The 26,995-nt window shown below is 71.2% G+C and carries 23 protein-coding genes; 15 read left to right on the top strand and 8 right to left on the bottom strand.

Going from position 1 to position 26,995, the window contains the following annotated elements; translation table 11 throughout:
• Nucleotides 1–3: 3 nt before the first annotated feature.
• The 3 genes from RBH18_RS20140 to RBH18_RS20130 are packed head-to-tail and all read right to left on the bottom strand — an operon-like array spanning nucleotide 4 to nucleotide 3,083.
• The gene (locus RBH18_RS20140) at nucleotides 4–1,248 is read right to left on the bottom strand and encodes a phosphatidylserine decarboxylase (protein ID WP_306210018.1); all 1,245 of its coding nucleotides are present in this window, start codon (nucleotides 1,246–1,248) and stop codon (nucleotides 4–6) included.
• 51 nt (nucleotides 1,249–1,299) lie between these two features.
• Nucleotides 1,300–1,629 (bottom strand): hypothetical protein, encoded by a 330-nt coding sequence (locus RBH18_RS20135; RefSeq protein ID WP_306210016.1) that lies wholly within the window; start codon nucleotides 1,627–1,629, stop codon nucleotides 1,300–1,302.
• A complete protein-coding gene (locus RBH18_RS20130; protein ID WP_306210015.1) occupies nucleotides 1,626–3,083 on the bottom strand; it encodes a PspC domain-containing protein in 1,458 nt (485 codons plus the stop codon). The genes RBH18_RS20135 and RBH18_RS20130 overlap by 4 nt, the downstream gene beginning before the upstream one ends.
• A 156-nt stretch (nucleotides 3,084–3,239) precedes the next feature.
• On the opposite strand from RBH18_RS20130, the gene RBH18_RS20125 reads away from it, so the two are divergent.
• The 7 genes from RBH18_RS20125 to RBH18_RS20095 all read left to right on the top strand — a co-directional run bounded on the left by RBH18_RS20125 (nucleotide 3,240) and on the right by RBH18_RS20095 (nucleotide 11,155).
• A complete protein-coding gene (locus RBH18_RS20125; RefSeq protein ID WP_306210044.1) occupies nucleotides 3,240–4,502 on the top strand; it encodes an ATP-binding protein in 1,263 nt (420 codons plus the stop codon).
• Nucleotides 4,499–5,146, top strand: a complete 648-nt coding sequence (locus RBH18_RS20120) for a response regulator (RefSeq protein WP_306210014.1) — start codon at nucleotides 4,499–4,501, stop codon at nucleotides 5,144–5,146. Before RBH18_RS20125 ends, RBH18_RS20120 begins: the two co-directional genes overlap by 4 nt.
• A 269-nt stretch (nucleotides 5,147–5,415) precedes the next feature.
• Nucleotides 5,416–7,050 carry a peptide ABC transporter substrate-binding protein gene (locus RBH18_RS20115; protein ID WP_372338950.1) on the top strand — a complete coding sequence of 545 codons (1,635 nt, stop codon included), beginning with the start codon at nucleotides 5,416–5,418 and terminating at the stop codon, nucleotides 7,048–7,050.
• 132 nt (nucleotides 7,051–7,182) lie between these two features.
• The gene (locus RBH18_RS20110; RefSeq protein WP_306210013.1) at nucleotides 7,183–8,109 is read left to right on the top strand and encodes an ABC transporter permease; all 927 of its coding nucleotides are present in this window, start codon (nucleotides 7,183–7,185) and stop codon (nucleotides 8,107–8,109) included.
• Nucleotides 8,102–9,049 (top strand): ABC transporter permease, encoded by a 948-nt coding sequence (locus tag RBH18_RS20105; RefSeq protein WP_306210011.1) that lies wholly within the window; start codon nucleotides 8,102–8,104, stop codon nucleotides 9,047–9,049. Before RBH18_RS20110 ends, RBH18_RS20105 begins: the two co-directional genes overlap by 8 nt.
• 6 nt (nucleotides 9,050–9,055) lie before the next feature.
• On the top strand, nucleotides 9,056–10,090 hold the full coding sequence (locus tag RBH18_RS20100) for an ABC transporter ATP-binding protein (RefSeq protein ID WP_306210010.1): 1,035 nt from the start codon (nucleotides 9,056–9,058) through the stop codon (nucleotides 10,088–10,090).
• Nucleotides 10,091–10,138: 48 nt separating this feature from the next.
• Nucleotides 10,139–11,155 carry an ABC transporter ATP-binding protein gene (locus RBH18_RS20095; protein ID WP_306210008.1) on the top strand — a complete coding sequence of 339 codons (1,017 nt, stop codon included), beginning with the start codon at nucleotides 10,139–10,141 and terminating at the stop codon, nucleotides 11,153–11,155.
• 225 nt (nucleotides 11,156–11,380) lie between these two features.
• Here the strand turns inward: RBH18_RS20095 and RBH18_RS20090 are convergent, their stop codons facing one another.
• Complete coding sequence (locus RBH18_RS20090; protein ID WP_306210006.1) at nucleotides 11,381–11,794, bottom strand: chorismate mutase; 414 nt, start codon at nucleotides 11,792–11,794, stop codon at nucleotides 11,381–11,383.
• Nucleotides 11,795–12,017: 223 nt separating this feature from the next.
• A complete protein-coding gene (locus RBH18_RS20085) occupies nucleotides 12,018–13,826 on the bottom strand; it encodes a bifunctional metallophosphatase/5'-nucleotidase (protein WP_306210005.1) in 1,809 nt (602 codons plus the stop codon).
• Nucleotides 13,827–13,913: 87 nt separating this feature from the next.
• Between RBH18_RS20085 and pcrA the strand changes: the two genes are divergently transcribed.
• A complete protein-coding gene (pcrA, locus tag RBH18_RS20080) occupies nucleotides 13,914–16,337 on the top strand; it encodes a DNA helicase PcrA (protein WP_306210003.1) in 2,424 nt (807 codons plus the stop codon).
• Nucleotides 16,338–16,642: 305 nt separating this feature from the next.
• Here pcrA and RBH18_RS20075 read toward each other — a convergent pair whose 3' ends face one another.
• Nucleotides 16,643–17,590: a M23 family metallopeptidase gene (locus RBH18_RS20075; protein WP_306210002.1), complete on the bottom strand. Its 948-nt coding sequence runs from the start codon at nucleotides 17,588–17,590 to the stop codon at nucleotides 16,643–16,645.
• A 346-nt stretch (nucleotides 17,591–17,936) separates the two neighbouring features.
• Nucleotides 17,937–18,674: a M23 family metallopeptidase gene (locus tag RBH18_RS20070; RefSeq protein ID WP_306210001.1), complete on the bottom strand. Its 738-nt coding sequence runs from the start codon at nucleotides 18,672–18,674 to the stop codon at nucleotides 17,937–17,939.
• Between the two features lie 449 nt (nucleotides 18,675–19,123).
• Between RBH18_RS20070 and RBH18_RS20065 the strand changes: the two genes are divergently transcribed.
• The 4 genes from RBH18_RS20065 (at nucleotide 19,124) to RBH18_RS20050 (ending at nucleotide 23,782) form a co-directional block, all read left to right on the top strand.
• Complete coding sequence (locus RBH18_RS20065; RefSeq protein WP_306209999.1) at nucleotides 19,124–19,528, top strand: cobalamin B12-binding domain-containing protein; 405 nt, start codon at nucleotides 19,124–19,126, stop codon at nucleotides 19,526–19,528.
• A gap of 543 nt (nucleotides 19,529–20,071) precedes the next feature.
• Nucleotides 20,072–21,250: an ADP-forming succinate--CoA ligase subunit beta gene (sucC, locus tag RBH18_RS20060; RefSeq protein WP_372338949.1), complete on the top strand. Its 1,179-nt coding sequence runs from the start codon at nucleotides 20,072–20,074 to the stop codon at nucleotides 21,248–21,250.
• A 4-nt stretch (nucleotides 21,251–21,254) separates the two neighbouring features.
• A complete protein-coding gene (sucD, locus tag RBH18_RS20055) occupies nucleotides 21,255–22,136 on the top strand; it encodes a succinate--CoA ligase subunit alpha (RefSeq protein WP_306209996.1) in 882 nt (293 codons plus the stop codon).
• 125 nt (nucleotides 22,137–22,261) lie between these two features.
• Nucleotides 22,262–23,782, top strand: a complete 1,521-nt coding sequence (locus RBH18_RS20050; RefSeq protein ID WP_306209995.1) for a cell division protein PerM — start codon at nucleotides 22,262–22,264, stop codon at nucleotides 23,780–23,782.
• 51 nt (nucleotides 23,783–23,833) lie between these two features.
• On the opposite strand, the gene RBH18_RS20045 is transcribed toward RBH18_RS20050, so the two are convergent.
• Complete coding sequence (locus RBH18_RS20045; protein ID WP_306209994.1) at nucleotides 23,834–24,097, bottom strand: DUF4190 domain-containing protein; 264 nt, start codon at nucleotides 24,095–24,097, stop codon at nucleotides 23,834–23,836.
• A gap of 155 nt (nucleotides 24,098–24,252) precedes the next feature.
• Here RBH18_RS20045 and purN point away from each other — a divergent pair, with 155 nt between their 5' ends.
• The 3 genes from purN to RBH18_RS20030 form a co-directional block, all read left to right on the top strand.
• Entirely contained in the window at nucleotides 24,253–24,870 is a 618-nt protein-coding gene (gene purN, locus RBH18_RS20040) for a phosphoribosylglycinamide formyltransferase (protein ID WP_306209993.1), read from the top strand.
• A complete protein-coding gene (gene purH, locus RBH18_RS20035; protein ID WP_306209992.1) occupies nucleotides 24,867–26,429 on the top strand; it encodes a bifunctional phosphoribosylaminoimidazolecarboxamide formyltransferase/IMP cyclohydrolase in 1,563 nt (520 codons plus the stop codon). The genes purN and purH overlap by 4 nt, the downstream gene beginning before the upstream one ends.
• Nucleotides 26,426–26,995, top strand: a 570-nt coding sequence (locus RBH18_RS20030) for a pentapeptide repeat-containing protein (protein WP_306209991.1), incomplete at its 3' end; no start/stop codon positions are given. The genes purH and RBH18_RS20030, both read left to right, overlap by 4 nt.

The following is a 26,995-nucleotide window of genomic DNA, read 5'->3' as shown; positions in this document are numbered from 1 at the left end:
AGGTCAGCTCCAGCGCGCGATGACCGAGCTGCCGCCGATCACCCGGTCGCCGACGCCGACGACGGCCGTGGCGCGGTCGGCCGGCAGGTAGACGTCGGTGCGCGAGCCGAACCGGATGAGGCCCATCCGCTCGCCCCGCGCCACGAGCGTGCCCACCGGCGCCCGCTGCACGATGCGGCGGGCGATCAGCCCGGTGCGCTGGGCCACGACGACCCGGCCGTGGTCGGTGTCGAGCACCGTGTAGGCGGCGACGTTGTGCTCGGCGGCGGCCGTCATGGCGTTGGCGTAGCCGCCGTCGATCACGAAGTAGTCGGCGACGCGGCCGGCGACCGGCACCCGGTTGACGTGCACGTCGAGCACCGACAGGAAGACGGCGATCCGCAGGAACTCGCCCTCGCCGAGCCGGGGGTCGGTCACGTGCTCGACGGACAGGACCTTGCCGTCGCTGGCGGCCACCACGGCGTCGGCCTCGGTGGGCACGTCGCGCTCGGGGTCGCGGAAGAAGGCGGCCACCGGGGCGGCGGCCAGCGCGGGCAGCAGCCACAGCTTCGACTTGGGCCGGGCGGCCCGGGCGACCGCGGCGAGGCCGAGCGCGATGCCGGCGGCCGCGACGCCGTTGGAGTCGAGGTGCATCGTGCGGGTGACCGGGACGCTCGACGGGCGGTAGGCGGGGGCGAGCGTCGCGGCGATCGCCGGGTCCGCGGGTGAGAAGCGGAGCTTGTGGATGCGCAGCGGGGGCTGGTTGCGCAGGACGAGGTCGGAGCCCACCCCGAAGAGCGCGCTCTGCCGGAAGAGCTCCGCCGCCGCCCCACCCGTACGCCCGGGAACCGCGGGTGTCGCGACGCTGACCACCGCGCCGTCCCGCAGGTGCTTGCTCACCGCGTCGAGCGCCGCGCGCGCCTCCTCGGCCGTGCCGGTCAGCGGCTCGCCGAAGATGACCACGTCCGCGGGCTCGGCCTCCTCGAGCGAGTCGACCACCCGGACCCGGTCGGCGATCCAGCTGCCCAGCCCGGCGATGTGGTCGCGGAGCAGGTCGGCCGTGCTCCGCTCGCCGGTGACCAGCGTCAGCGAGTCACCCGGCAGCAGCGCCTCGACCGCCGCCTCCACCACGGCCGACGCGTGATCGGCGCCGATCACCAGGGCCGACGCCGGGGCGTTGTGCCGGGCGAACTCGGCGGCGAGGCTGCGGGCGGCACGGGGGCCGACGCCGGTCACGGGCGCGGTGGAGACGGTGGGAAACGGCGTCATGGCAAGAGAGCATATTGCGCGTTCGCTGAGGGTTTCCTGCCGGAGGGGCGATCAGTGGCCGGGGCGCTCCGGGTCGGGGAGATCGACCTTGTCGTCCATCAGCTCGCGCACGATCTCGGCGTGCATCCCGGGCGGGAGGTCCTCCCCGGGCACCTCCACCGCGGCCTCGGCCGGCACGGGCGCCGGCTCCTCGGTGCGCCGCCCGGAGCGGATGGCCCCGAGCAGCCCGGCCGTCCCGAAGGCGATGAGTCCGCCGGCGACGAGCCAGCCCGCCGCGGGCAGCCGTACGGTGAAAAGCTGGCTGACCGCCCACCAGAGCGCGACCAACAGGAAGATCAGCCCGAAGCTGAGCGAGACGCCGTCCGTGCGGTGCGGTTTCATCGGATGACCTCCACGTTGCCGGCGTCCATGTCGATGGTCAGGCGCAGCGTGCCGCCCCCGCGGCCGTCCACGCCGAGGTCGGTGATCTCGCGGCTGCTGAGGTTGCCGCCGTCGTAGGACTGGCCGAAGATCGCGGCCCGGCCGTCGTCCAGCGCCACGGTGACGGACGTGTCGACGCTGTCGGGCAGCAGCACCCGGACCTGTCCGACCCGCATCGACACGGCCACGGCCTGGTCCTGGCCGGTGAAGTCGAGCGCGCGGAGGTCGAGGGTGGCGTTGCCGATGGTGAAGTCGTACCGGTCGGCGACGGCGGCGAGGGTCTGCGGCCGGTAGTTGCTGTTGGCGACGTGCCCGCCGAAGCGCTCGACGCCGGTGGAGACGGCCAGGCCGAAGGTGGCGAGCAGGGCCAGGAAGATGAGGCCTCGGGCGCGGCCGAGCCAGGCGCCCACGATCAGCCCGGTGGCGATCGTGGTCAGGGCGGCCGCGAAGTAGGCGGACACGGGCACGCTCGCCCCGGCCGAGTCGGCGAGGGCCAGGACGCCCATCACGACGATCAGCCCGAAGAACGTGATCCGGCCGAGCTTGGAGCGCTGCTTGGGCGGTTTCGGGGCGCGGGGGGCCGGGGCCTGCTGCGGCGGGGGTCCGTACGGCGGGCGGTCGGCGCCCTGGGCGAACGGACCGTGCGGCGCGAACGGAGGCCGGTAGCCACCAGGCGGCGGCGGGGTGAAGCGAGGCGCCTGCGGCGGGGTGAAGCGAGGCGCCTGCGGCGGGGTGAAGCGAGGCGCCTGCGGCGGGGTGTACGGGTCCTGTGGCGCATTGGACGTGTCCTGCGGCGGAGTGTAGGGACCCGGCGGCGGGGTGTACGGGTCCGGCGGCGGCGGAGTCACCGGTTCGCCGGCCGGTGCGGTCGCGGCCGGCTCGGCCGTGGGGGCCGAGAAGGCGACGGTGGGCGCCGCGGCCGGGGGAGCGGGGAACTTGCCGCTGCGCTTGAGGACGAGCGCGGCGCACACGAGGACGGCCGCGGCCAGCAGGGTCGCCCGAAAACCGTCCTGGACGATGAACGCGAAGGTCAGCGCCGCCCCGGCGCCCAGCAGCACGACGGACAGCGGCTTCATGGCCGACTTGCCGCGGCCGAGCAGCGACTCCAGCGGCGAGGCGGTGTCGCCCTCGGCCGGGATCAGCAGCCAGCCGAGCAGGTAGACGAGCACGCCGACGCCGCCGAAGAAGCCCAGCACGGCGAGTAGCACCCGCCACAGCACGGGGTCGGTGTTCGTGGCCCGGCCGATGGCGCCGGAGACGCCGGCGATGTAGCGGCCCTGGGCCGGGCGGATCAGCTTCTCGCGGGACCAGACCGGTCCGTCGGTGCCGGCGCCGAACCACGGCGGCGGGTTCCCCGGCGGCGGTGGCGGGGGCGTGGTGCCGCCCGGGGGCGGCGGGGCAGCTTCGTCGGTCATGCCATCGATACTGGCGGCCACGGCACCCCGCGCGCCTCCGGAGCCGACCCTGACCCCACCCTGAGATCCGGGGGCCCGCAGCCTCGGGGTGTTACCCCGTAGCCCCGGGCCCTCGGACGTGTGACGATCGAAGCACCTACTACTCCGGGAGCCGAGATCACCGCCGCCGCCGCACCGCCGCCGCCGCGCCGCCTCTACCGGCCGCGTGACCACCGCATGATCGCGGGCGTCGCGTCCGGCATCGCGCGGCATCTCGGGCTGCCCGTGACGGCGGTGCGGATCGCCCTCGTGGTGCTCCTCGGCTTCAACGGTCTCGGCCTGCTGCTCTACGCCGTCTTCTGGGCGGTGCTGCCGCAGCAGCTGCCGGACGGCACCGAGCAGCCCCGCCGTGACGTGGCCCTGCTGCTGCCCTTCGGCGCGATCGCGCTGGGCGTGCTCCTGTTGCAGAACCTGCTGGTCGGCGACAAGGGCGTGGCGAACACGCTCGGCTGGCTCGTCGCGGTGATCGCCCTGGGCGCCGGCGTCATCTGGCACCAGTCGGACCCGGCCCGGCGCGAGCAGTGGGTCGGCAACGCGCACACGCCCTGGCTCGCCGCGGTCGTGGCCGAGAGTGACCGCCGGTCGTTCCTGTTCCGGTTCATCGGCGGCGGCGTGCTGGTCGCGGTCGGCGTCATCGGGGTGCTGGCCGTCTACGCGCCCGCCGACAACCTGGCCGCGGTGCTCAACGGCGTGATCTTCGCGCTGGTGGGCCTGCTCGGCGTCGGGGTGGTCGTGGCGCCGCTGCTGTGGCGCACCTTCGGGCAGCTGCGCAGCGAGCGCGAGGGGCGCATCCGCGAGCAGGAGCGTGCCGAGGTCGCGGCCATGATCCACGATCAGGTCCTGCACACGCTGGCGCTGATCCAGCGCAATTCGGCCGACATCAAGGAGGTCCAGCGGCTGGCCCGCGGGCAGGAGCGGTCGCTGCGCAACTGGCTCTACAAGCCCGCCGCCTCGCCCACCGAGCGGTTCGCGGCGGCGCTCGAGCAGGCCGCGGCCGAGGTCGAGGACACGTACGCGATCTCGGTCGAGACGGTCATCGTCGGCGACACGCAGTGTGACGAGCGGGTCGCCGCCCTGGTGGCCGCCGCCCGCGAAGCGCTCGTGAACGCGGCCCGCCACGCCGGCGTACGGACGGTGTCGCTCTATGCCGAGGTGGAGGACGACGAGCTGAGCGTCTTCGTCCGGGACCGGGGCGCCGGGTTCGACCAGGCGAGCGTGGCGGAGACCCGGCACGGCGTGCGCGGGTCGATCATCGGGCGGATGCGGCGGCACGGCGGCAAGGCCGTGATCCGCAGCGCCCCGGGAGAGGGCACCGAGGTGCGCCTCACCCTCCCCGCCTCGCGTGACGGCGTGACCGCCGGAAAGGAGAACGCACGATGACTGCAGAGGCCCTCACCGTCTTCCTCGTGGACGACCACGCCATGTTCCGGGCGGGGGTGCGCGCCGAGCTCGGGGCGCACGTCGACGTGGTCGGCGAGGCGAGCACCGTGGCCGAGGCGGTGACCCGGATCGCGGCTGCCGAGCCCGACGTCGTGCTGCTCGACGTGCACATGCCCGACGGCGGCGGCCGGGCGGTGCTGGAGGCGATGCGGCGGACCCATCCGCACGTACGCTTCCTGGCGCTGTCGGTCTCCGACGCCGCCGAGGACGTGATCGGGCTGATCCGCGCCGGCGCCCGCGGCTACGTGACCAAGACGATCTCTCCCGACGAGCTCGCCGCCGCGATCCGGCGGGTGGCCGACGGCGACGCGGTGTTCAGCCCGCGGCTGGCCGGCTTCGTGCTCGACGCGTTCGCCGCCCGCCCCGACGTGCCGGTGGCCGATCCGGAGCTGGACCAGCTGACGAACCGCGAGCGGGAGGTGCTGCGGCTGCTCGCGCGGGGATACGCGTACAAGGAGATCGCCAAGGAGTTGTTCATCTCCATCAAGACGGTCGAGACCCACGTGTCGAACGTGCTCCGGAAGCTGCAGATGTCCAACCGCTACGAGCTGTCACGGTGGGCCGCGGACCGCCGCCTCGTCTGACCAGCACTAACCGACCGGTCAGGCGTTTTCGTCGTTTGGCGGGCGAAAATGGACATCACGGCGAGAAATGTTTCACACGCGTGACACATTCTGTAAAGCCGCTGGTCAGCGCCCTGCGATTGACCGAAAGTACGAGGTCAACAGGGCTCCCGGGCCGTATCGGCCTAATATCGGGTTGATAACGGCGCCGTCGGGTGCCAGTGCCGCTGTGTAAGGGTTGCTCCTACTCACACACACCCCTCGTGAGCGCCCCTGAAGGAGTTACTCCCATGCTTGGGAATCGCCCATGGAAGATGGCGGTCGGCGCGACCGCCATCGCCTTGTTGGCTGCCGGTTGTTCTGGTGGAGGGTCGGAGGACAGCGACTCCGAAGCCAACAGCGTCATCGTCGGCATCGCCGAGCCGCAGCACCTGATCCCGTCGAACACGACCGAGACGGGCGGTGCGCAGGTGCTCAACGCCCTGTTCACCCCGCTGGTCGACTTCGACGAGCAGAGCAAGCCGGTGGAGGTCGCGGCCGAGTCGATCACGTCTGACGACAACAAGGTCTGGACCGTCAAGCTGAAGTCGGGCTACACCTTCCACAACGGTGAGCCGGTCACCTCGGACAGCTACATCAACGCCTGGAACTACGGCGCCTACGGCCCCAACGGCCAGGGCGCGTCGTACTTCTACGAGCGCATCGAAGGCTACGCCGACCTGCAGTCGACGGACCCCGACGGCGAGGACGGCCCGCAGAAGGCCCCCGAGCCCACGGCCAAGACGCTGACCGGTCTGAAGAAGGTCGACGACACGACCTTCACCGTGACCCTCTCCGCGCCGTTCGCCGGCTGGGAGTCCGTCATGGGCTACACCGCGTTCCTGCCGCTGCCCAACGCCGCCTTCTCGGCCCCCGGCGTCATCGCCGACGGCTTCGAGGACACGATCATCGGCAACGGCCCCTTCAAGATCAAGGGCTCGTGGGAGCACGACCAGCAGATCGTGGTCGAGAAGTACGCCGACTTCAAGGGCACCGCGGCCAAGGTCGACGGGGTCAACTTCAAGATCTACCAGGACCCCAAGGCCGAGTACGCCGACCTCGTCGCCGGCAACCTCGACGTCCAGGGCACCATCCCGATCGAGTCGCTCGCGTCCGCGCCGACCGACCTCGGTGACCGCTTCCAGAAGAGCCCGAGCTCGTCGTTCGCGTTTGTCGGCTTCCCGCTCTTCCAGAACGAGTACAAGGACGTCAACGTCCGCCGGGCCCTCTCCATGGCGGTCAACCGCCAGGAGATGACCGACCAGATCTTCCTGGGCTCGCAGACGCCGGCCACCGGCTTCGTGTCCCCGGCCGTCGCCGGCTACCGCCCCGACGTCTGCGGCGCGAACTGTGAGTACAACGCGGCCGAGGCCAAGAAGCTCTGGGACGCGGCGACCACCAAGCCGTCCAGCATCAAGATCGCCTACAACGCCGACGGTAACCACAAGGCGTGGGTCGACGCGATGTGCAACCAGATCAAGGCCTCGCTGGGCGTCGACTGCGCCGGTGCGCCGGAGCCGAAGTTCGCCGACCTGCTGAACAAGGTCGAGAAGAAGGAGCCGGTCGGCCTCATCCGCCTCGGCTGGGTCATGGACTACCCGCTGATGGAGAACTACCTCGGCCCGCTGTACGGTACGGGTGGCTCCTCCAACTACTACGGCTACAGCAACAAGAAGTTCGACGACCTGGTCAAGGCGGGCTCCGCCGCCGCCACGACCGAGGAGGCCATCGCCAAGTGGCAGCAGGCCGAGGACATCCTCGCTGAGGACATGCCGGTCATCCCGCTGCGGTACGGCCAGAACGTCTACGGCTTCTCGGAGAAGGTCAAGAACGTGAAGGTCGACACCTTCACCAAGGTCGACGTCACCACCATCGAGCTGGCCTGATCTGATCCGTTAGTGCAGTAGTGGCGCCACGGGTTTTGTGAAACCGTGGCGCCACCGCTGTGTCTTCCCCCACTACAGCCGCCCCGCCCACGACGCTAGGCGGCGCATCTTCCGCGGAAGAGGCTTATCCGTATGTTCCGCTACATCGTGCGGCGCTTACTCCAGATGGTCCTGACGTTCTTCGGGGCCACTTTCCTGGTGTTCGCGCTGACGTTCGCCAACCAGGACGACCCCATCCAGGCGTTGGCGGGCGAGCGCCCCATCACCGAGAACCTCCGGCAGACGCTCATGGAGCGTTACCACCTCGACGAGCCCTTCCTCGTCCAGTACTGGTACTACATGAAGGGCCTGCTCACCGGCGACTTCGGTACGTCGCTGACGGGCCGCAAGATCATCGACATGATGGAGTCGGCCTGGCCGATCACCATCAAACTGGGCCTGATGGCCATCATCATCGCCGCGACCATCGCGGTCACGGCCGGCGTGATCTCCGGCATCCGCCGCGGCAGCATCTTCGACAACGCGACGCTGGTCGTCACGCTGATCATCCTGTCGCTTCCCATCGTGGTGCTCGCGCCGCTGGCCCAGCTGGTCTTCGGCATCCAGCTCAAGTGGTTCCCGCCCACGGCCACCGTGAACGCGAGTCTCTGGGACCTGCTGCTACCCGCCCTCGTCCTGGGCAGCCTGGTGATCGCGACCGAGTTGCGCGTCACCCGCTCGGCGGTGGCGGAGAACCTGCGCTCGGACTACGTTCGCACGGCGCGGGCGAAAGGTCTGTCCCGCAAGCGGGTGATCGGGGTGCACGTGCTCCGCAACTCGCTGATCCCCGTGGTCACCCTCATCGGCGTCGACATCGGTGGCCTCATGTCGGGTGCGATCGTGACGGAACGAATCTTCAACGTGCCCGGCGTAGGCTTCAACCTCGCGCGCGGAATCGGCACGGAGGACGGCCCGCTGGTGGTCGGTTTCGTCAGCATCCTGGTCATCATCTTCCTGGTCGTCAATCTTCTGGTCGACCTGCTGTACGCCGCCCTCGACCCGAGGATTCGCTATGAGTGACATCAACGCAGTGACCAGCGCGGCGGGTCCGAGCACCCAGCCGCAGACGGAGCCGAAGCACGCCGGCCGCGGCAAGAAGGACAAGCCGCGCAGCCTCGCCGCCGACGCCTGGGCCGACCTGCGCCGCAACAAGATCTTCTGGGTCTCGTCGATCCTGGTGCTGATCATCCTCGCGATGGCGCTCTTCCCGACGCTGTTCACCTCGGCGGACCCGCGCGAGTGCGTCCTGTCGCGCCAGCACGCCGGCGCCTCGGGCTCGGCCCTGTTCGGCTACGACTTCCAGGGCTGCGACGTCTACGCCAAGACGATCTACGGCGCCCGCAACTCGATCGAGGTCGGCGTCGTCGCCACCCTGCTGTCCGGCCTCATCGGCCTGATCTTCGGGCTCTCGACCGGCTACTTCGGCGGCTGGGTCGACGCGGTGCTGTCCCGCTTCATCGACATCATCCTGGGCGTCCCGTTCCTGCTCGGCGCCATCGTGCTCGCGAAGCGCTTCGCGCAGGACCCGGAGAGCAACGGCGTCCTCGCCGTGACCGTCACCCTGGGCATCCTCGGCTGGACCACGGCGGCCCGCATCATGCGGTCCTCGGTGATCACGGCCAAGAACCAGGACTACGTGGCGGCCGCCCGGATGCTCGGCGCCGGCCCCGGCCGGCTGATGCTGAAGCACATCCTCCCGAACTCCATCGCGCCGTTCATCGTCGTGCTGACGATCCTGCTGGGCACGAACATCGCCAGCGAGGCGACGCTGTCGTTCCTCGGCGTCGGCCTCAAGGGCGACGCGATCAGCTGGGGCATCAGCATCGCGGAGGCGGGCGCCAACGCCCGTACGGCACCGGAGCCCCTGGTCTGGCCCTCGGTGTTCCTCGCGGTGACGGTGCTCGCGTTCATCATGCTGGGCGACGCCGTGCGCGACGCCTTCGACCCGAAGCTGCGGTGATCTGACATGACCGACATCAAGGCGGACATCGACGTCCTGCGCGGCATCGACCCGAACGCCCCGCTGCTCGAGGTCAACGACCTGCACGTCGAGTTCCGGACCCGCGACGGCATCGCCCGCGCGGTCAACGGCGCCAACTTCAACCTCGCGCCCGGCGAGACCCTGGCGATCCTGGGGGAGTCCGGCTGCGGCAAGTCCGTGACCGCACAGGCGATCATGGGCATTCTCGACAGCCCGCCCGGATACATCACCCAGGGCGAGGTCAAGTACCGCGGCGTCGACCTGCTCAAGCTGCCCGAGAAGCAGCGGCGCTCGGTGCGCGCGAACCACATCGCGATGATCTTCCAGGACGCGCTCTCCGCGCTGAACCCCGTCTTCACGGTCGGGTTCCAGCTCAGCGAGCTGTTCCGGGTGCACCGCGGCATGTCCCGCGCCGACGCCAAGAAGCGCTCGATCGAGCTGCTCGACCAGGTCAAGATCCCGGCCGCGCGGACCCGGATCAGCGACTACCCGCACCAGTTCTCGGGCGGCATGCGCCAGCGCGTCATGATCGCCATGGCGCTGGCGCTCGACCCCGACGTGCTGATCGCCGACGAGCCCACCACGGCGCTCGACGTGACGGTGCAGGCGCAGATCATGGGCCTGCTCGCGGAGCTGCAGCAGCAGCGCAACATGGGCCTGATCCTGATCACCCACGACATGGGCGTGGTCGCGGACGTGGCGGACCGGATCTCCGTCATGTACGCCGGCAAGGTGGTCGAGGAGGCGGGTGTCTTCGACATCTACTCGCGGCCCGCGCACCCGTACGCGAAGGCGCTGCTCGAGTCGATCCCGCGCCTCGACATGAAGGGCCAGCAGCTCAACGTCATCCGCGGCCTGCCGCCGGCGCTGACCGCTGTGCCGAAGGGCTGCGCGTTCAACCCGCGTTGCGCGTTCGCCCAGGACGTGTGCCGGCAGGACCCGCCGCCACCGCAGTACATCGTCGCGCCGGGCCGCACTGCCCGGTGCCACTTCTGGAGGGATGTGGTCGGCGATGAGTGAGCTTGCGAACGAATCAATGACTCAGTGTGTCGCGGCGGAGGCAATGGCATGAGTGACCGCACTGAGGTGGTGCTCGAGACCCAGAAGCTGGTCAAGCACTTCCCGATCACGCAGGGCATCGTCTTCAAGAGCAAGGTCGGCGCCGTCCAGGCCGTCGATGGCGTGGACATCCAGCTGCGCCGCGGCGAGACGCTGGGCGTGGTGGGCGAGTCCGGCTGTGGCAAGTCGACCCTCGCCAAGCTGCTCGTCGGCCTGGAGAAGCCGACCTCGGGCGCCATCAACGTCCGCGGCGAGGACATGACCAAGCTCAAGGGAACCGCGCTGCGCCGCGCCCGCCGCAACATCCAGATGGTGCTGCAGGACCCCTACACGTCGCTCAACCCGCGCATGACGGTCGGCGACATCATCGGGGAGCCCTTCGAGATCCACCCCGAGGTCGTCCCGCGCAAGGGCCGCGACAAGGCGGTGCAGGACCTGCTCGACACGGTCGGCCTCAACCCCGACCACGTCAACCGCTACCCGCACCAGTTCTCCGGCGGCCAGCGCCAGCGCATCGGCATCGCCCGGGCGCTCGCGCTCAAGCCCGAGATCATCGTCTGCGACGAGCCGGTCTCCGCGCTCGACGTGTCGATCCAGGCGCAGGTCATCAACCTGCTCGAGGCCCTGCAGGACGAGTTCGGCCTCTCGTACATCTTCATCGCCCACGACCTGTCCGTGGTCCGCCACATCGCGGACCGGGTCGCCGTCATGTACCTCGGCCGCGTGGTCGAGACGGGCAACGACCAGGAGATCTACGAGAACCCGACGCACCCGTACACGCAGGCGCTGCTGTCCGCCGTGCCGGTGCCGGACCCGACCCTGCGCGGCCACCGCGACCAGATCGTGCTGGAGGGCGACGTGCCGTCGCCGGCCAACCCGCCGTCCGGCTGCCGCTTCCGCACCCGCTGCTGGAAGGCGCAGTCCATCTGCGCCGAGCAGGACCCGGTGCTGAGCATCCGCGAGCGGTCGCCGCACGCCAGTGCGTGCCACTTCGCCGAGCCGCGCGACGTGGTGCACGCGCTCTGAGCGCATCTCTGGGGGGTCCGTCCGGCTGGGCGGGCCCCTCTCGCTTTTTCACAATCCGATGACTCGGGTCCGTCGTGGTCCGAGACGTCGCTCCCGCCAGAGACCGGGCCCGGCCGACCAGGCGCCTGGCGGCGCCTGAACGGTCGTCCGGCCCCTGCCACCTGCGTGAGTGGCTGAGCTCACCCCAGCAAAGCACGGTCCGCGCTCGCCCGGGCGGCCGAGGCGTCAGAGCGGTCCGCGGCCCGCCCGCAGCAGGAGCAGGGCGACCTGGGTGCCGTCGGGGCCGAGAGCCTCGCGGAAGCGCTCGACGATCTCGCGCTCGCGGGAGAGCACGAGCCGCGTGCCGCCGGAGGCCATGCGGGTGCGGCCGACCTGCTGGGAGAGGCGTGATCGCTCCTGCCAGAGGTCGATGATCGCCTGATCGATCTCGTCGATGCGCTCGCGGATGCCCGTGATCTGCTCGGCGGCGAGCGGCTGCTCCGTCCCGGTGTCGTGGGGCGCCCCCACGGCCGGGCGGCTCGCGGGCTCGGCGCCGACCCCGTCCGCGACCAGGTGGTTTGCGGTGTCGTGGGGCGCGGCCGGGCGGCTCGCGTCTGCGCTCGTGCTGCCGGCGGGCTCGTTGATCAGGTCTGCGGTCATGGTGTGCTCCTCGGGTGCTGGTGCCCCGGTCGCCCCGGCCCGGGCAGCATCAAGCCCCGGGCTCGGAAGCCCGGGGCTCGATGGTGGCCTGTCGTTCAGACGCGTCCCATGGTCGCCGGACTCCCGGTGCCATAGGCAAAAAATCGCGTCTGCTGGATCACGGTGCCGAGTATGCCCCCGGGCACGGCCGCCTCGCAAGGAAACGGCCGAACCGTGGGACGTGTCAGCCCAGCCTGGTGATGCGGTCGGCGGGCCCCGGGCCGACCGGGTCGCCCGCGCCGAGATAACCGACCAGTGCGTCGATGTCGAAGCCGGGAGCCGTGGTGCGGTCGGTGCCCGCGGTCAGGTTCGAGAAGCCGTCACCGCCGTTGGCGAGGAAGTCGTTCGTGGTCACCCGGTAGGTGGCGGCCGGGTCGACCGGCGTACCGTCGATCGCGATGTTTTTGATCTTGGATCCCGGCGCGGCGGCGCTGTCCCAGGTGTAGGTCAGGCTCGCCGAGACCTGCAGGATGCGCTGGGTGGTCTGGCCGCCGAAGCCCGCGAACTGCTGCTCGAGCACGTCCTTGAGCTGGGCGCCGGTGAAGGTCTGGGTCACCACGAGGTTGTTGAACGGCTGGACCGTGAACGCCTCGCCATAGGTGACCTGGCCGTTCGGCTCCCCGCCCGCGGACGCCTCCGCGTCGAAGTCGGCCCGGATGCCGCCGGGGTTCATGAGGGCGATCTGGGCGCCGTTGTCGCGGGTCCACGCCAGCTGCGCGTCGGCGATCACGTCACCGAGCGGGGACTCGCCGTTGGCGCCGGCCGTACGCACGATGTCGCCCGTGATCGAGCCCACGACGCGGTTGGCGATGGGCGCGACGGCCGTACGGTATTTGTCCGCGACCTTCTTCGCCGCGGCGTCCACGGTGTCCGGGTTCTTGAGGTAGACGCCCGCCGCGTCCTTGAGCCAGCCGCCGTTGCCGTCGGGCACGCCGTTCTCGACCACGACGTTGCGCGCGGTGATCGAGGCGAATTTCCCGGTACGCCGGTCGAGCGTGTAATCGATGTCGCTGATCAGCTGCCCGTTGGTGCCGGCGCTGGTCACCACCGACGTGCCCGCCGAGTTGGGCAGCGTGCACGAGTAGAAGCGGTGCGTGTGGCCCGACGCCACGATGCCGAACTCCGGGTTGAGCCCCTTGACGATGTCGACGATCGGCCCGGAGAAGTTGGTGCAGTCCGAGACGCCCGGCACGGTGGCGTTCTGCTGGCCGCCCTCGTGCACGAGCAGCACCTGCGCCTTCACGCCGAACGCCTTGAGCACCTTGCCCCACTTGTTCGCGGTGGCGACCTCGTCGGCGAAGCGGACGTTCTGGATGCCGGCCGGGTTGACGATGCCGGCCGTACCCTCCAGGGTCAGCCCCACGAACCCGACCGGCACGCCGCCGACCAGCTTGATGTCGATGGGCGGCAGGATCGGCAGGCCGGTCTTCTTGTCGATGGTGTTCGCGGCGAGGTAGGCGAATTTCGCGCCCTTGAAGCCGTCGCCGTCCTGGCAGCCGTCGGTCGGGTGGCACCCGCCCCGCTGCATGCGGATCAGCTCGCTGACCCCCTCGTCGAACTCGTGGTTGCCGACCGACGAGACCTGCAACCCGATCTCGTTCATCAGCTCGATCGTCGGCTCGTCGTGGAAGGCGGCGCTGACCAGCGGCGTCGCGCCGATCAGATCGCCCGCGCCGACCGTCACGGTGGTGCGGCCCTCCCGCGCGGCCTCGCTGCGGAGCTTCTTCAAGTACGTCGCCAGGTACTCGACGCCGCCCGCGGGGATCCCGTTGACCGCGGCGCCGGAGCCGGCCGGCGGGTCGATGGCGCCGTGGAAGTCGTTGTAGCTGAGGAACTGACCCTTGACGGTCGCGCCGCCGGAGGTCTGCGTGACACTGGCCGGGGCGAGGCCCGGCAGATATTCGGGCGCCGCCTGCGCCTGGTCCGGGCGTGCCATCGGCAGTGCCGCGACCACGGCCAGGGCGAGCGCCGGAGCGAAGAGACGTTTCTCCATGTCTCGATAGCCTGGGGCATGACGGGCGCCGGCGCCACCTCTTGCGGGTGAAGGATTGTCGGACCCCGGGCATAGACTTGCCGCGCGATGAGAGCTCTTCCGGAAAACACCCAGCCTCTGTTCGCCGTCCCCGCTGTGCAGGCGCAGCCGCCGCGGCGTCCGGCCCCTCGGCGTGCCGACCCCGAGGCGCTGCTGACCGGCCTCAACGGTCCGCAGCGCGACGCGGTGACCCATGCCGGCTCGCCGCTGCTGATCGTGGCGGGCGCGGGCTCCGGCAAGACGCGGGTGCTCACCCATCGCATCGCCTACCTGCTCGCCCAGCGCGACGTGCACCCCGGCGAGATCATCGCGATCACCTTCACCAACAAGGCCGCGGGGGAGATGAAGGAGCGGGTCGCCGAGCTGGTCGGCCCGCGCGCCCGGCTGATGTGGGTGTCGACCTTCCACTCGGCCTGCGTCCGCATCCTGCGCGCCGAGCACGAGCACGCCGGGCTCAAGAGCACGTTCTCGATCTACGACGCGGACGACTCCCGCCGGCTCATGCAGATGGTCGCCCGCGAGCTCGACCTCGACCCCAAGCGCTACACCGCGCGCGGCCTCGCCGCCCAGGTGTCCAACCTCAAGAACGAGCTGGTCGACCCCGCCGACTACAAGGAGCGGGCGAAAGGGCCCAACGAGCGGGCCGTCGCCGAGGCCTACGAGCTCTATCAGCGCCGGCTGCTCGAGGCGCACGCGCTCGACTTCGACGACATCATCATGGCGACCGTGCACCTCTTCCAGTCGCACCCGCACGTCGCCGAGGCCTACCGCCGCCGCTTCCGCCACGTCCTCGTCGACGAGTACCAGGACACCAACCACGCGCAGTACACGCTGGTCCGCGAGCTGGTCGGCACCGACCCCGAGGCCGAGGTGCCCCCGGCCGAGCTGTGCGTGGTCGGCGACGCGGACCAGTCCATCTATGCCTTCCGCGGCGCGACCATCCGCAACATCCTCGAGTTCGAGCGCGACTATCCCGACGCGCGCACGATCCTCCTGGAGCAGAACTACCGCTCCACCCAGACGATCCTCACCGCGGCCAACGCCGTCATCGACCGCAACACCTCCCGCAAGCCCAAGCGGCTCTGGAGCGACCAGGGCGCCGGCGAGCAGATCGTCGGCTACGTCGCGGACACCGAGCACGCCGAGGCCGACTGGGTCGCCCGCGAGATCGACCGGCTGACCGACAACCACGACGTGCGCCCCGGCGACGTCGCCGTCTTCTACCGGACGAATGCGCAGTCCCGCGTCTTCGAGGAAGTGTTCATCCGGGTCGGGCTGCCCTACAAGGTCGTCGGCGGCGTCCGGTTCTATGAGCGCAAGGAGGTGCGCGACGCGCTGGCGTACCTGCGGGCCGTGGTCAACGACGACGACACGGTCAGCATCCGCCGCGTCCTCAACACGCCCAAGCGCGGCATCGGCGACCGGGCCGAGGCGTGCATCGAGGCGCTGTCGTCCCGCGACCGCGTCTCCTTCGGCCAGGCCCTGCGCCGCGCCAAGGACGCGCCTGGCATCTCCACCCGCGCGGTCAACAGCATCGGCGACTTCGTCCAGCTCCTCGACGACCTGCGCGACCTGGCCGCCACCGCCCCGCCGGAGGAGGTGCTCGAGGCGGTGCTGCAGCGCTCCGGCCTGCTGTCCGAGCTGGAGGAGAGCCTCGACCCGCAGGACCAGGGCCGCGTGGAGAACCTGCGCGAGCTCGTGAGCGTCGCCCGGGAGTACACCGAGCGGGTCGAGGGGCAGGCGTCGGAGGAGGACCCCGAGGCGCCGGCCGCGACCCTGGCGGGCTTCCTGGAGCAGGTCGCGCTCGTCGCCGACGCCGACCAGATCCCCAGCGACGACCCCGACCACCAGGGCGTCGTCACCCTCATGACGTTGCACACGGCGAAGGGCCTGGAGTTCCCGGTCGTCTTCCTGACGGGGCTCGAGGACGGCGTGTTCCCGCACATGCGCGCCCTCGGCGACAACACCGAGCTGGAGGAGGAGCGCCGGCTGGCGTACGTGGGCATCACCCGGGCCCGCCAGCGCCTCTACCTGTCCCGGGCGGTCACGCGGTCGGCGTGGGGCCAGCCGCAGTACAACCCGCCGTCCCGCTTCACCGACGAGCTGCCCACCGAGCTGATCCGGTGGGAGCGGACCGCGGGGTCGTACACGTCGTGGTCCGGCTCCGGTGGCGGGGTCGGCGGCCGGGGCGGGGACCGCGACTGGGGCCGCGGCGGCGGCTTCGCGGGCGGCACCCCCAAGGCCCAGCGCCTGGCCGAGCGTCTCGGCGTCGACGCCAGCAAGCTGACGACGGCCAGCGAGATGAAGCAGGCCCCGAAGGTGTCCGCCGGCGACCGGGTCAACCACCAGAGGTACGGCCTCGGCCGCGTCGTGACGGTGGAGGGGCAGGGCCCCGGCGCCCGCGCCCAGATCGACTTCGGCGACCAGGTGATGTGGCTGGTCCTGCGGCACGCCCCGATCGAAAAGCTGTAGCCCCCCGGTCCGCGGCGCGCCCCGATCACGGGGATGCTGGAGCCATTTCGGCGGCCCGGATCGTGGCACGTCCGGGTTGCCAGGCTGCTGGAGCCGATTCGGCGTTCGGGCTCGTGCCGCGTGTCCCGGTCGCCGAGCTTCTGCACCCGGTCGCCGAGCTTTAGCGTGGGCCATCCGGACGCCGAGGAGGTGGGACTCGATGGTCAGGTCTCCTCGCGGTCGTTTCCGGGCGGGTCGCTCGCCGGCTGTGGCTCGCCGGGTGTAGCTCGCCGGGTGTGGCTCGCGGGGTGGGGCTCCTGGGCGGCTCAGCTCGCGGCGAGGGTGGTGCAGCCCGGGATATCGATGCCGTGCTCGTGCATCCAGGCGGTGGGCTCGATCGGGTTCTTGTAGGCGCCCTGGTGCACCTCGAAGTGCAGGTGCGGCCCGGTCGAGTGCCCGGTGGAGCCCTCCTCGCCGAGCTTGTCGCCGGCAGCCACGTGCTGGCCCACCGTCGCGGTGATGACCGACATGTGCGCGTAGTGCGTCAAGTATCCGTTGCCGTGGTCGACGAGCACCGCGTTGCCGTAGCCGTTCTCCTCGCCCGCGGACACGACCACGCCCGCGCCGACGGAGACGATCGGCGTGCCGGACGCGGCGGCGAGGTCCACGCCGGCGTGCAGGCGGCCCCAGCGCTCGCCGAAGCAGGAGGTGACGCTGCCGGCCGGCATCGGGTTGACCCACTCGGGCAGCGGCCGCTCCTTGCGCCGCTGCGGCACGAAGTCGTCGCCGAGCTCGATCCCGCCGATCGGCACCACGGCGGCGATCCCGGTGCTCGGCGCGAAGTCGTCGCCGGTCGCCGAGGTGCTCCCGGCCGTGATGCTCCCGGTCGCGCCGGAGCCGGTCGCTCCAAGACCGGTGGCGGCTGCTGCGGTCGTGGCCGACCCGGCCGTGGTGCTGCCGGGCGTGGTGGTGCCGGTGGGGTTCGTGGGGCCGGGTGTCGCGGAGGCGGCCGCGGCGAGGGCGGCGTTGAGGAAGGTGTCGGCGGACGCGCTGGTCAGGGGAGCGGCCGAGACGCGCGGGGCGGCGCCGGCGGCGGAGCCGTTGCCCCCGGGGGCCGAAACGGCGGCCACGCCGATGCCGGCCACGACGGCGGCGGCTACCGCGTAGCGGCCCTTCTCGGTGATCGGCTCACGGGGGGCGCGGTGGCTGTGCAGCGCGACGGTCCTGCGGTGGCGGCCGCCGCCGGCCGCGTGCCGGGGAACTCGGTGCTGCACGTGGACTGGCCCTCCAGCTCGATGTCGGTGCGACACCTTGCCTGTCGGCACACCGAGTCTGGATCTTGAGCCGGAGCGGCAGACTGCTACCCCCACGGTTGCCGCCCGGTAGCCGGCGCGCCCTCGGCAGCGGCACATCACGGAGAATGGCCGGGCGCGCAAACAGGCGAGGGGAGCTGCAGGCGGCGGGCGCAGGCGCAGGCGGGCGCTGCGGGCGCAGGGCTTAGGGCAGCGGGCGCAGGGCGGCAGGGTTGAGCGCGGCGTGGCTGACGGCAGCAGCAGGGCTAAGAGCAGCGGGCGCTGAGGTCGGCACCCGCTAGGCGGGAGTGCGGGAGAGGCAGGCGGCTCAGGAGGCCGCCAGCGCCCCGTACACGCTTTCGATCTTGAGCTTGATGTCGACGCCGTGCTGGCGGAGGAAGGGCACCGGGTCGATCGGCTTGTCGTCGACGTAGACGCCGACGTGGAGGTGCGTGCCGTACGAGTACCCCGTGTTGCCGACCTGACCGAGGACCTGACCGGCCTTGACCTTGTCGCCGACGTTGACCGAGACGCGGCGCGAGTGCGCGTAGATGATCTGGGTGTGCTCGTCGACCTGGACGGTCACGCTGTAGCCGAAGCCGCCGTTGTAACCGGACTGGATGACGGTGCCGGCGTGGATGGCCTTGTAGGGCGTGCCCTCGGTGGCGGCGAGGTCGATGCCGGCGTGCAGCTTGCCGAAGCGGAACCCGAAGGGGGAGGTGAAGTCGTAGTCGTCGAGCGGCAGCAGCCAGGCTTCCTGCTCGATCTCCTCCTCGCTCAGCGAGGCGACCTCGGGGCTGCGGTCCTGGCTGCGGGTGGCGCGGTCGCCACCGTCGGCGTCGCGGTCGGCCAGGGCGTCCTGGGTGGTGACCGATGCTTCCTCGAGGTTGTGCAGCACCTGGGGGCTGACGGCCTTGGCGTCCGGGAAGTGCCCCGAGCCGAGTGCCACCGCCCCGGCGCCCAGGAATGCCGCAGCGCCGACGACGGCATAGCGGCTCCGCGGCGGGGTAGGAACCCGGCGACGGCCGCGATAGCGGTCGGGCTCAGACGACAAGCGCTGACGCACGAACAACCCTCCGTCGGTGACAAAGAACGGCGGGCCACCGTGGGGGATTACTGCTGAACGGTGGTTTGCCGCGCCGCCCGCCCGGCATGAATCCGGTTGACGGCCGGGAGCCACGGTAACCAAACGCAACGCCGGTCACAAGTCGCAGCGCCAATTCCCTGACAGTTCCCTCTGGGTATTCGCGGTGCATTGTCCGAGTTGGTCATCTTTTCGGAGGAGGCGCAGTGTTGTCTCTCCGTAACTGCGTATGGAACGCAAAGTCATGTGACGTGGAATACGCTAAACGGTGCTTGCGCAAGATCGCCAGGGCGGTATGGCGCCGCCCCTGGGTACGGGATCAAGGCTTCCGGGGTTCAACGCGGCCGGTTACCGTTCGTTCAGGAGCCGGTGCGGAGGCAGCGCACGGGTGAGGGCAGCAGTCCGGGTTGACGCGCCGAAGGGGTCGCAGCATGCAGGGACGGATCAGGGTCGTGGTCGCCAAGCCGGGCCTCGACGGGCACGACCGCGGGGCGAAAGTGGTTGCCCGCGCGCTGCGGGACGCCGGCATGGAGGTCGTCTACACCGGCCTGCACCAGACGCCGGAGCAGATCGTGGAGACCGCGCTGCAGGAGGACGCCGACGCCATCGGCCTGTCCGTCCTCTCCGGTGCGCACATGACGCTCTTCCGGCGGCTGCTCGAGCTGCTGGCCGAGCGGGACGCGGCCGACATCGTCGTCTTCGGCGGCGGCATCATCCCCGCCGCCGACATCGCCGAGCTGGAGAAGCTGGGTGTGGCCCGCATCTTCACGCCGGGTGCGACAACGGCCAGCATCATTGACTGGGTACGCGCGAACGTCGCCACTCCGGTCGCCTGACCGGACGATTCAGCGGCCGGCCCGGCGGACACGCCGACGCCGGCCGTTGTGCTATTCGGCGTGTCGCGACTCGGGCAATAACCCGCAATTGCTTTCAGTGACCGTCATCACTACCGCGCGCTATTGTGCGTACGGTAAATGGGTCTGCACGGAAAGTCAGAAGTGGAGACAAGGGGAGAGGCCGGACGCACCCCTCACACGTCCGGCCCCTCATGCACGATGCCCCGCCGCCACCCCTCGACCGACAGGGCATCGGCCGCTCCAGCGCCGCGCTCAGCGCGGCGACACCACACTCAACGACGCCTCCCGGGGGCGGTTACGCGCGGCCGGGAAAAAGTTGGACACCCGGGACGTCGTGTGCAAGACCGCACAGCTTCCACCCGCGCAGGCACACGCGCCGCCGGTGTGGCTAGGCTGCGAAACGAGGCCGGAAGGCCCGCCTTTTCTCTCACGCTGGCGGCGACGCAACGAGGCGCCGCGCACACAGGTCGGGACGCAGGTACGCGGCTTGCCGGGGCAAGCGTCGCGAGCGAAAGGAGACACGTGGACCTGTTCGAGTATCAGGGGCGCGACCTGTTCGAACGGCACGGGCTGCCCGTGCTGGGCGGCGGCGTCGCCGAGACCCCGCAGGAGGCCAGGGCCATCGCCGAGCGGCTCGGCGGCAAGGTCGTCGTCAAGGCGCAGGTGAAGGTCGGTGGCCGCGGCAAGGCCGGCGGCGTCAAGCTGGCCGACGGTGCCGACGAGGCGGAGGCGCGCGCCACCGACATCCTCGGCATGGACATCAAGGGCCACACCGTGCACAAGGTGATGCTGGCCGAGACGGCGGACATCAAGGAGGAGTACTACTTCTCCTACCTGCTCGACCGGGCCAACCGCACCTTCCTGTGCATCGCCAGCGTCGCGGGCGGCATGGAGATCGAGACGGTCGCCGAGGAGCAGCCCGACAAGGTCGCCAAGATCGCGATCGACGCCAACGAGGGCGTGACCGAGGCCAAGGCGCGCGAGATCGTCGCCGCGGCGCAGTTCCCGGCCGAGGTCGCCGAGCAGATCACCGACATCGCCGTGAAGCTCTGGCAGGCGTTCGTCGCCGAGGACGCGACGCTGGTCGAGGTCAACCCGCTGGCCAAGGTCGGGGACGGCCGGGTGCTGCTGCTCGACGCGAAGATCACCCTCGACGAGAACGCGTCGTTCCGCCACCCGGACCACGAGGCGCTGGTGGACCAGTCCGCCGTCGACCCGCTGGAGCAGGCGGCGAAGGCCAAGAACCTCAACTACGTCAAGCTCGACGGCGAGGTCGGCATCATCGGCAACGGCGCGGGCCTGGTCATGTCGACGCTCGACGTGGTCGCGTACGCGGGCGAGGCGCACGGCGGCGTCAAGCCGGCCAACTTCCTCGACATCGGCGGTGGCGCGAGCGCCGCGGTGATGGCGAACGGTCTCGAGGTCGTGCTGAGCGACCCGGCCGTGAAGTCCGTCTTCGTGAACGTCTTCGGTGGCATCACCGCCTGTGACGAGGTCGCCAACGGCATCATCCAGGCGCTGGCGCTGCTGGGCGAGCGCGGCGAGGCGGTCACCAAGCCGCTCGTGGTGCGGCTCGACGGCAACAACGCCGAGGCCGGGCGCGCGATCCTGGACGAGGCGAACAACCCGCTCGTCGAGCGGGTGGACACGATGGACGGTGCGGCCGAGCGCGCCGCCGAGCTCGCAGCTGCGGGGAAGTGACGACATGGCTATCTGGCTCACCAAGGACTCCAAGGTCATCGTCCAGGGCATGACCGGCTCGGAGGGCTCCAAGCACACCCGCCGGATGCTCGCCGCGGGCACCAACGTCGTCGGCGGCGTCAACCCGCGCAAGGCGGGCACGTCGGTGGACTTCGACGGCACGGCGCTCCCCGTCTTCGCGAACGTGGGCGAGGCCATGAAGGAGACCGGCGCCGACGTGTCGGTCATCTTCGTGCCGCCGGCGTTCACCAAGGCGGCCGTGCTCGAGGCCATCGACGCCGAGATCCCGCTGGCCGTGGTCATCACCGAGGGCGTCCCGGTGCAGGACTCGGCGGCGTTCTGGGCGCACAACATCGCCCAGGGGCAGAAGACCCGGATCATCGGCCCCAACTGCCCGGGCATCGCGTCGCCGGGCGCCTCCAACGCGGGCATCATCCCGGCCGACATCACCCCGGCCGGCCGCATCGGCCTGGTCAGCAAGAGCGGCACGCTGACCTACCAGCTGATGTACGAGCTGCGCGACTTCGGCTTCTCCACCTGCGTCGGCATCGGTGGTGACCCGATCATCGGCACCACGCACATCGACGCGCTCAAGGCCTTCCAGGAGGACCCGGAGACCGACGCGATCGTCATGATCGGCGAGATCGGCGGCGACGCCGAGGAGCGGGCGGCCGAGTTCATCAAGGCGAACGTCACCAAGCCGGTCGTCGGCTACATCGCCGGCTTCACCGCCCCGCCCGGCAAGACGATGGGCCACGCCGGCGCCATCATCTCCGGCTCGGCCGGCACGGCGGACGCGAAGAAGGAGGCCCTCGAGGCCGCGGGCGTCAAGGTGGGCAAGACCCCCAGCGAGACCGCTCGCCTGATGCGCGAGGTCATGAGCTGATCCGGCACGGCCACCAGGCGCGCCGCCGCGCGGACCGGCAAGGTCCGGGTGGCGGCGCGCCTTTTTCCGTGACGCGGTCGTTTCTGCGTCGCCGCAGGCCGCCCGGCGTGCAAAAGTAGGCGGCGATGCCGATCACACCGGACCGTCCCGACGGTCGATCCGCCGGCTCGGAGGACCCGCTGGAGGCCGCCGAGGCCACGGACGACGCTGCCCACCCCGAAGCCGGCCCCCGGCGCCCGTCCCGCGAGTCGGGCTGGGGCTACGACCCCACGGACGAGGACTTCGACCTCGTCCGCGAGACGGTGCCGGTCGCCGTGCGCCCCCCGCAGGACCAGCCCACGGTACGGGTGGAGCCCGCCGCCCGACCCGCGCCGGGCGACCGCGAGACCGTCCGTCTGCCCCGGCAGCGCAAGCCGGCCGACTCCCGCAAGCGCCCGCCGTTGCTCGTGGCGGCCGCCTTCGCGACGATCTGGGCGGCGCTCCTGTCGTACCTCCCGGTGGCCCTGGTGATCGGACTGGCCCGCACCCTGGAGGGGCAGGGCGGCCTGCTCCCCGCGTTGCACGCCGGGCTGGCCGGGTGGCTGCTCGGCCACGGCGTCCCGGTCTGGACCTCGATCGGCCCGCTCGGGCTGGCGCCGCTGCTGCTGACCCTGCTGGCCGGCTGGCGCCTCAACCGCGCCGGGCTGCACGTCACCCGGGCCGTGGGCGCGCGGCGCAGCGGCTCGCCGGGGCGGGCGCTGGCGGTCGCACTGGCGGTCGGGGTCGCGTACGGCCTCCTGGGCCTGCTCGCCGCGGTCGTGGTCGACGGCCGGGGCACCGACGTCTGGCCGCCCCGCGCCGGCCTGAACCTGCTCGTGGCGGGCTTCGTCTTCGCGCTCGTCGGCTCGTTGCGCGGCACGGACGCCCTCGTGGTGGTGGCGCGCCGCCTGCCGCCGCCCCTGCGCCACGGGGTGCGTACGGGCGTGGTGGCCTCGCTGTTGATCCTGGCCGCCGGGGCCGCCTTCGCGGGCCTGTCGGTCGCGACGGGCGGCGGGGACGCGGCGGACATGATCGCGGCCTACCGCACCGGGGTCGCCGGGCAGGCGGGCATCACGCTGCTGAGCCTGGCGTACGGCGCCAACGCCACCGTCTGGGCGGCCGCCTACCTGCTGGGCCCGGGCTTCGCGCTCGGGGTCGGCTCGGAGGTGCGGCTGACCGAGCTCAGCGTGGACAGGCTGCCGACCCTGCCACTGCTGGCGGGCCTGCCGACCGGTCCGATGGGCGCGAGCGGCGCGCTGCTGCTGGCGGTGCCGGTGCTGGCGGCGATGGCGGCGGGCTGGCTGCTCAGCCGGCGCCTGATGGGCGTGCACCACGTCGTGGAGAGCCACCTGACGACCGGCCGTCAGCCGGTGCGCCCGGGCGACCCGATGCCGCAGGAGCCGTCGTGGCCGCTGGTGCTCGGCTCGGCGGTGCTGGCGGGGCCGATCGCGGGTTTGGTGCTCGGGGCGCTGTCGTGGCTGTCGAGCGGGCCGCTCGGTGACGGCCGGATGGCGCGGATCGGACCCGTGCCGTGGCAGGTCGCGCTGGTCGCCGCGGCGGTGGTCGGCGTCTGTGCCTGCATCGGCGCGGCAGCAGCCCGGGCCTTCAGGGCGCCGGTTCCCCAATGACGACCGCGGGCGCCCCGGCACGTGCCGGAACGCCCGCGGGGAAGAGCGACGTCAGTTGTTCGACGTGAAGCTCGTGTAGCTGCCCGTCGCGGCCAGGATGATGTTCAGGATCAGCGACAGGGCCGCGATGCCGAAGCCGACGTAGGCGAGGGTGGGCTGCTTGCCGACCTTCTTGGCCTCGAGCAGGCTCAGCACGGAGAAGACCACGCCGAGCGGCAGGCAGCAGAAGGCGAACACGATGCCGAGCACACCCCAGAGGGTGGTCTTGTCGTTGCTCGCGGCCGTGGGCGGCGGGCCGTAGGGGGGTGGCGTCACTGCGTCCTCCAGGTAAAAGTCCGCACAGAGCGGGATTTATGGCGATAACCGGCTCGCGCGGGCCATCGAGCGAGCGGACCAGTAGCGTAGAGGATCACCCCGTGATCGCGCTGCCCGCGAAACGGCCCGGACCTGGGTGGCGATAGGGTGCTCGGGTGACAGACCCCGCGCCCGCCCGCCTGGTCGTCCTCGTCTCCGGCTCCGGCAGCAATCTGCAGGCCCTCCTCGATGCCGCCGCGGACCCCGCGTACGGCGCGAAGGTCGTCGCTGTCGGCGCGGACCGGGACGGCATCGCGGGCCTCGACCGTGCCGCCGCCGCAGGCGTGCCGACGTTCGTCGACTCCGTGAAGGCCTACGAGTCCCGTGACGACTGGGACGCCGCCCTCACCGGGCACGTCGCCGCGCACGAGCCCGACCTGGTGATCTCCGCCGGCTTCCTCAAGCTGGTCGGCAAGCAGTTCCTCACCGCGTTCGGCGACCGCTACATCAACACGCACAACGCGCTGCTGCCGGCCTTCCCGGGCATGCACGGCCCGCGTGACGCGCTCGCCTACGGCGTCAAGCTCGCCGGGGCCACCCTCTTCTTCGTCGACGCGGGTGTCGACACCGGACCGATCATCGCCCAGGTCAGCGTGCCCGTGCTCGACGGCGACACGGAGGAGACGCTGACCGAGCGGATCAAGGAAGCCGAGCGCGCACAGCTCGTCGAGTTCGTGGGCCGGCTGGTCCGCGAAGGCTGGACCATCACGGACAGGAAGGTCACGATTCCATGAGCACCGACGAGGGGCGCCGCCCGATCAAGCGGGCACTGCTCAGCGTGTACGACAAGACCGGGCTGGTCGAGCTCGCGCAGGCGCTGCACGCCGCCGGGGTCCAGATCGTCTCCACCGGCTCGACCGCGTCGACGATCGAGCAGTCCGGCGTGCCCGTGACCAAGGTCGAGCAGCTGACCGGCTTCCCCGAGACCCTCGACGGCCGGGTCAAGACGCTGCATCCCAAGGTGCACGCCGGCCTGCTCGCCGACCTGCGCCTGAGCACCCACGAGCAGCAGCTGACCGAGCTCGGCATCGAGCCGTTCGACCTGCTGGTGAGCAACCTCTACCCGTTCACGCAGACCGTGGCGTCGGGCGCGAGCGTCGACGAGTGCGTCGAGCAGATCGACATCGGCGGGCCCGCGATGGTCCGCGCCGCGGCGAAGAACCACCCCTCGGTGGCGGTCGTCACGTCGGTGGCGGCGTACCCCTCGCTGGTCGAGGCCCTGCAGCAGGGCGGCTTCACGCTGACGCAGCGCAAGGCGCTGGCCGCCCGGGCCTTCGCCGACATCGCCGAGTACGACGTCGCGGTCGCCACCTGGTGCGCCACGGTGCTCGTGGGTGACGAGACGCCGGAGTTCACCGGGCTCGCGCTCGAGCGGGAGAGCACCCTGCGCTACGGCGAGAACCCGCACCAGCAGGCCGCCCTCTACACCGACGCGAACGCCCCGGCCGGGCTCGCGCAGGCGGAGCAGCTGCACGGCAAGGAGATGTCGTACAACAACTACGTCGACGCGGACGCCGCGTGGCGCAGTGCCAACGACTTCACCGAGCCGTGCGTCGCCATCATCAAGCACGCCAACCCGTGCGGCATCGCGATCGGCGCCGACGTGGCGGAGGCGCACCGCAAGGCGCACGCCTGCGACCCGGTCTCGGCCTTCGGCGGCGTCATCGCGGTCAACCAGGAGGTGACCGCGGAGCTGGCCAAGCAGCTCGACGGCATCTTCACCGAGGTCATCGTCGCGCCGTCGTTCGCGCCGGACGCGCTGGCGATCTTCCGGGAGAAGAAGAACCTGCGCGTGCTGGCCGCCCCGGCCTGGAACCCGCCCGCCACCGAGCTCAAGCAGGTGAGCGGCGGCGTGCTCGTGCAGACCGCCGACCGGATCGACGCCGAGGGCGACGACCCGGCCAACTGGACGCTGGCGACCGGTGCCCCGGCGACCGAGGAGGAGCTGCGCGATCTGGCGTTCGCGTGGCGGGCCATCCGCTCGGTCAAGAGCAACGCGATCCTGCTCGCCGCCGACGGCGCGACCGTCGGCGTGGGCATGGGGCAGGTCAACCGGGTCGACTCGGCGCACCTCGCGGTGAACCGGGCCGGCGCCGACCGGGCCAAGGGCAGCGTGGCGGCCTCCGACGCGTTCTTCCCGTTCCCGGACGGGCTCGAGGTGCTGATCGCCGCGGGCGTCAAGGCCGTGGTGCAGCCGGGCGGCTCGATCCGGGACAACCTGGTGATCGAGGCGGCCGAGAAGGCGGGCATGACCGTCTACCTGACCGGGACCCGGCACTTCTTCCACGGGTGATCTATTCCGGCGAGGACTGGGCCCTCGACGAGGTGGAACGCGCGGTCTACGAGGACTGCGCGTTCCATGACGTCGACTGGTCCGAGGCCCGGTTGACAGGGTGCACCTTCACCCGGTGCGAGTTCGGCAACGTGCGCTTCAACGCCGCCGAGCTCACCAGCTGCGCCTTCCTGCAGTGCACCGTACGCCGCAGCAGCTTCTTCGGCGCCACCCTGACCGAGTGCAAGCTCACCGGCACCAGCTTCGCGGAGACGTCGCTGCGCCCGCTGACCGTGGACGGCGGCGACTGGGGTTTCGTGTCGCTGCGGGGCCAGGATCTGGCCGGCGTCTCGTTGCGGAATGTCCGTTTGCGCGAGGCCGATCTCGAGGGCGCCACGCTGGCCAAGGCCGATCTCCGGGGCGCCGACCTCTCGAACGCCGTACTGCGGAATGCGATCTTGAAGGGCGCCGACCTGCGCGGCGCCGACCTCGACGGAGTCGCCCTGCGCGAGGTGGATCTGGCCGGCGCCACGATCGACATGTCGCCCGGACGGCGGCCGCGTCACCGTCACGCTGCGCGAGGAGGG

It is taken from the genome of Actinoplanes oryzae, assembly GCF_030757795.1.
Classification (GTDB): Bacteria; Actinomycetota; Actinomycetes; order Mycobacteriales; family Micromonosporaceae; genus Actinoplanes.
Note: the sequence above shows the minus strand (reverse complement) of the source record. Positions and strands in the feature narration are given on the sequence as shown.

Excerpts from the sequence above, each read along its gene's own strand:
- RBH18_RS20050 (WP_306209995.1), top strand. The coding sequence starts at position 22,262 with ATGCCGATCACACCGGACCGTCCCGACGGTCGATCCGCCGGCTCGGAG.
- RBH18_RS20140 (WP_306210018.1), bottom strand. The coding sequence starts at position 1,248 with ATGACGCCGTTTCCCACCGTCTCCACCGCGCCCGTGACCGGCGTCGGC.
- pcrA (WP_306210003.1), top strand. The coding sequence starts at position 13,914 with ATGAGAGCTCTTCCGGAAAACACCCAGCCTCTGTTCGCCGTCCCCGCT.
- sucD (WP_306209996.1), top strand. The coding sequence starts at position 21,255 with ATGGCTATCTGGCTCACCAAGGACTCCAAGGTCATCGTCCAGGGCATG.
- RBH18_RS20065 (WP_306209999.1), top strand. The coding sequence starts at position 19,124 with ATGCAGGGACGGATCAGGGTCGTGGTCGCCAAGCCGGGCCTCGACGGG.
- RBH18_RS20085 (WP_306210005.1), bottom strand. The coding sequence starts at position 13,826 with ATGGAGAAACGTCTCTTCGCTCCGGCGCTCGCCCTGGCCGTGGTCGCG.
- RBH18_RS20135 (WP_306210016.1), bottom strand. The coding sequence starts at position 1,629 with ATGAAACCGCACCGCACGGACGGCGTCTCGCTCAGCTTCGGGCTGATC.
- RBH18_RS20130 (WP_306210015.1), bottom strand. The coding sequence starts at position 3,083 with ATGACCGACGAAGCTGCCCCGCCGCCCCCGGGCGGCACCACGCCCCCG.
- RBH18_RS20110 (WP_306210013.1), top strand. The coding sequence starts at position 7,183 with ATGTTCCGCTACATCGTGCGGCGCTTACTCCAGATGGTCCTGACGTTC.
- RBH18_RS20115 (WP_372338950.1), top strand. The coding sequence starts at position 5,416 with ATGCTTGGGAATCGCCCATGGAAGATGGCGGTCGGCGCGACCGCCATC.
- RBH18_RS20105 (WP_306210011.1), top strand. The coding sequence starts at position 8,102 with ATGAGTGACATCAACGCAGTGACCAGCGCGGCGGGTCCGAGCACCCAG.
- RBH18_RS20090 (WP_306210006.1), bottom strand. The coding sequence starts at position 11,794 with ATGACCGCAGACCTGATCAACGAGCCCGCCGGCAGCACGAGCGCAGAC.
- purH (WP_306209992.1), top strand. The coding sequence starts at position 24,867 with ATGAGCACCGACGAGGGGCGCCGCCCGATCAAGCGGGCACTGCTCAGC.
- RBH18_RS20120 (WP_306210014.1), top strand. The coding sequence starts at position 4,499 with ATGACTGCAGAGGCCCTCACCGTCTTCCTCGTGGACGACCACGCCATG.
- RBH18_RS20095 (WP_306210008.1), top strand. The coding sequence starts at position 10,139 with ATGAGTGACCGCACTGAGGTGGTGCTCGAGACCCAGAAGCTGGTCAAG.
- RBH18_RS20100 (WP_306210010.1), top strand. The coding sequence starts at position 9,056 with ATGACCGACATCAAGGCGGACATCGACGTCCTGCGCGGCATCGACCCG.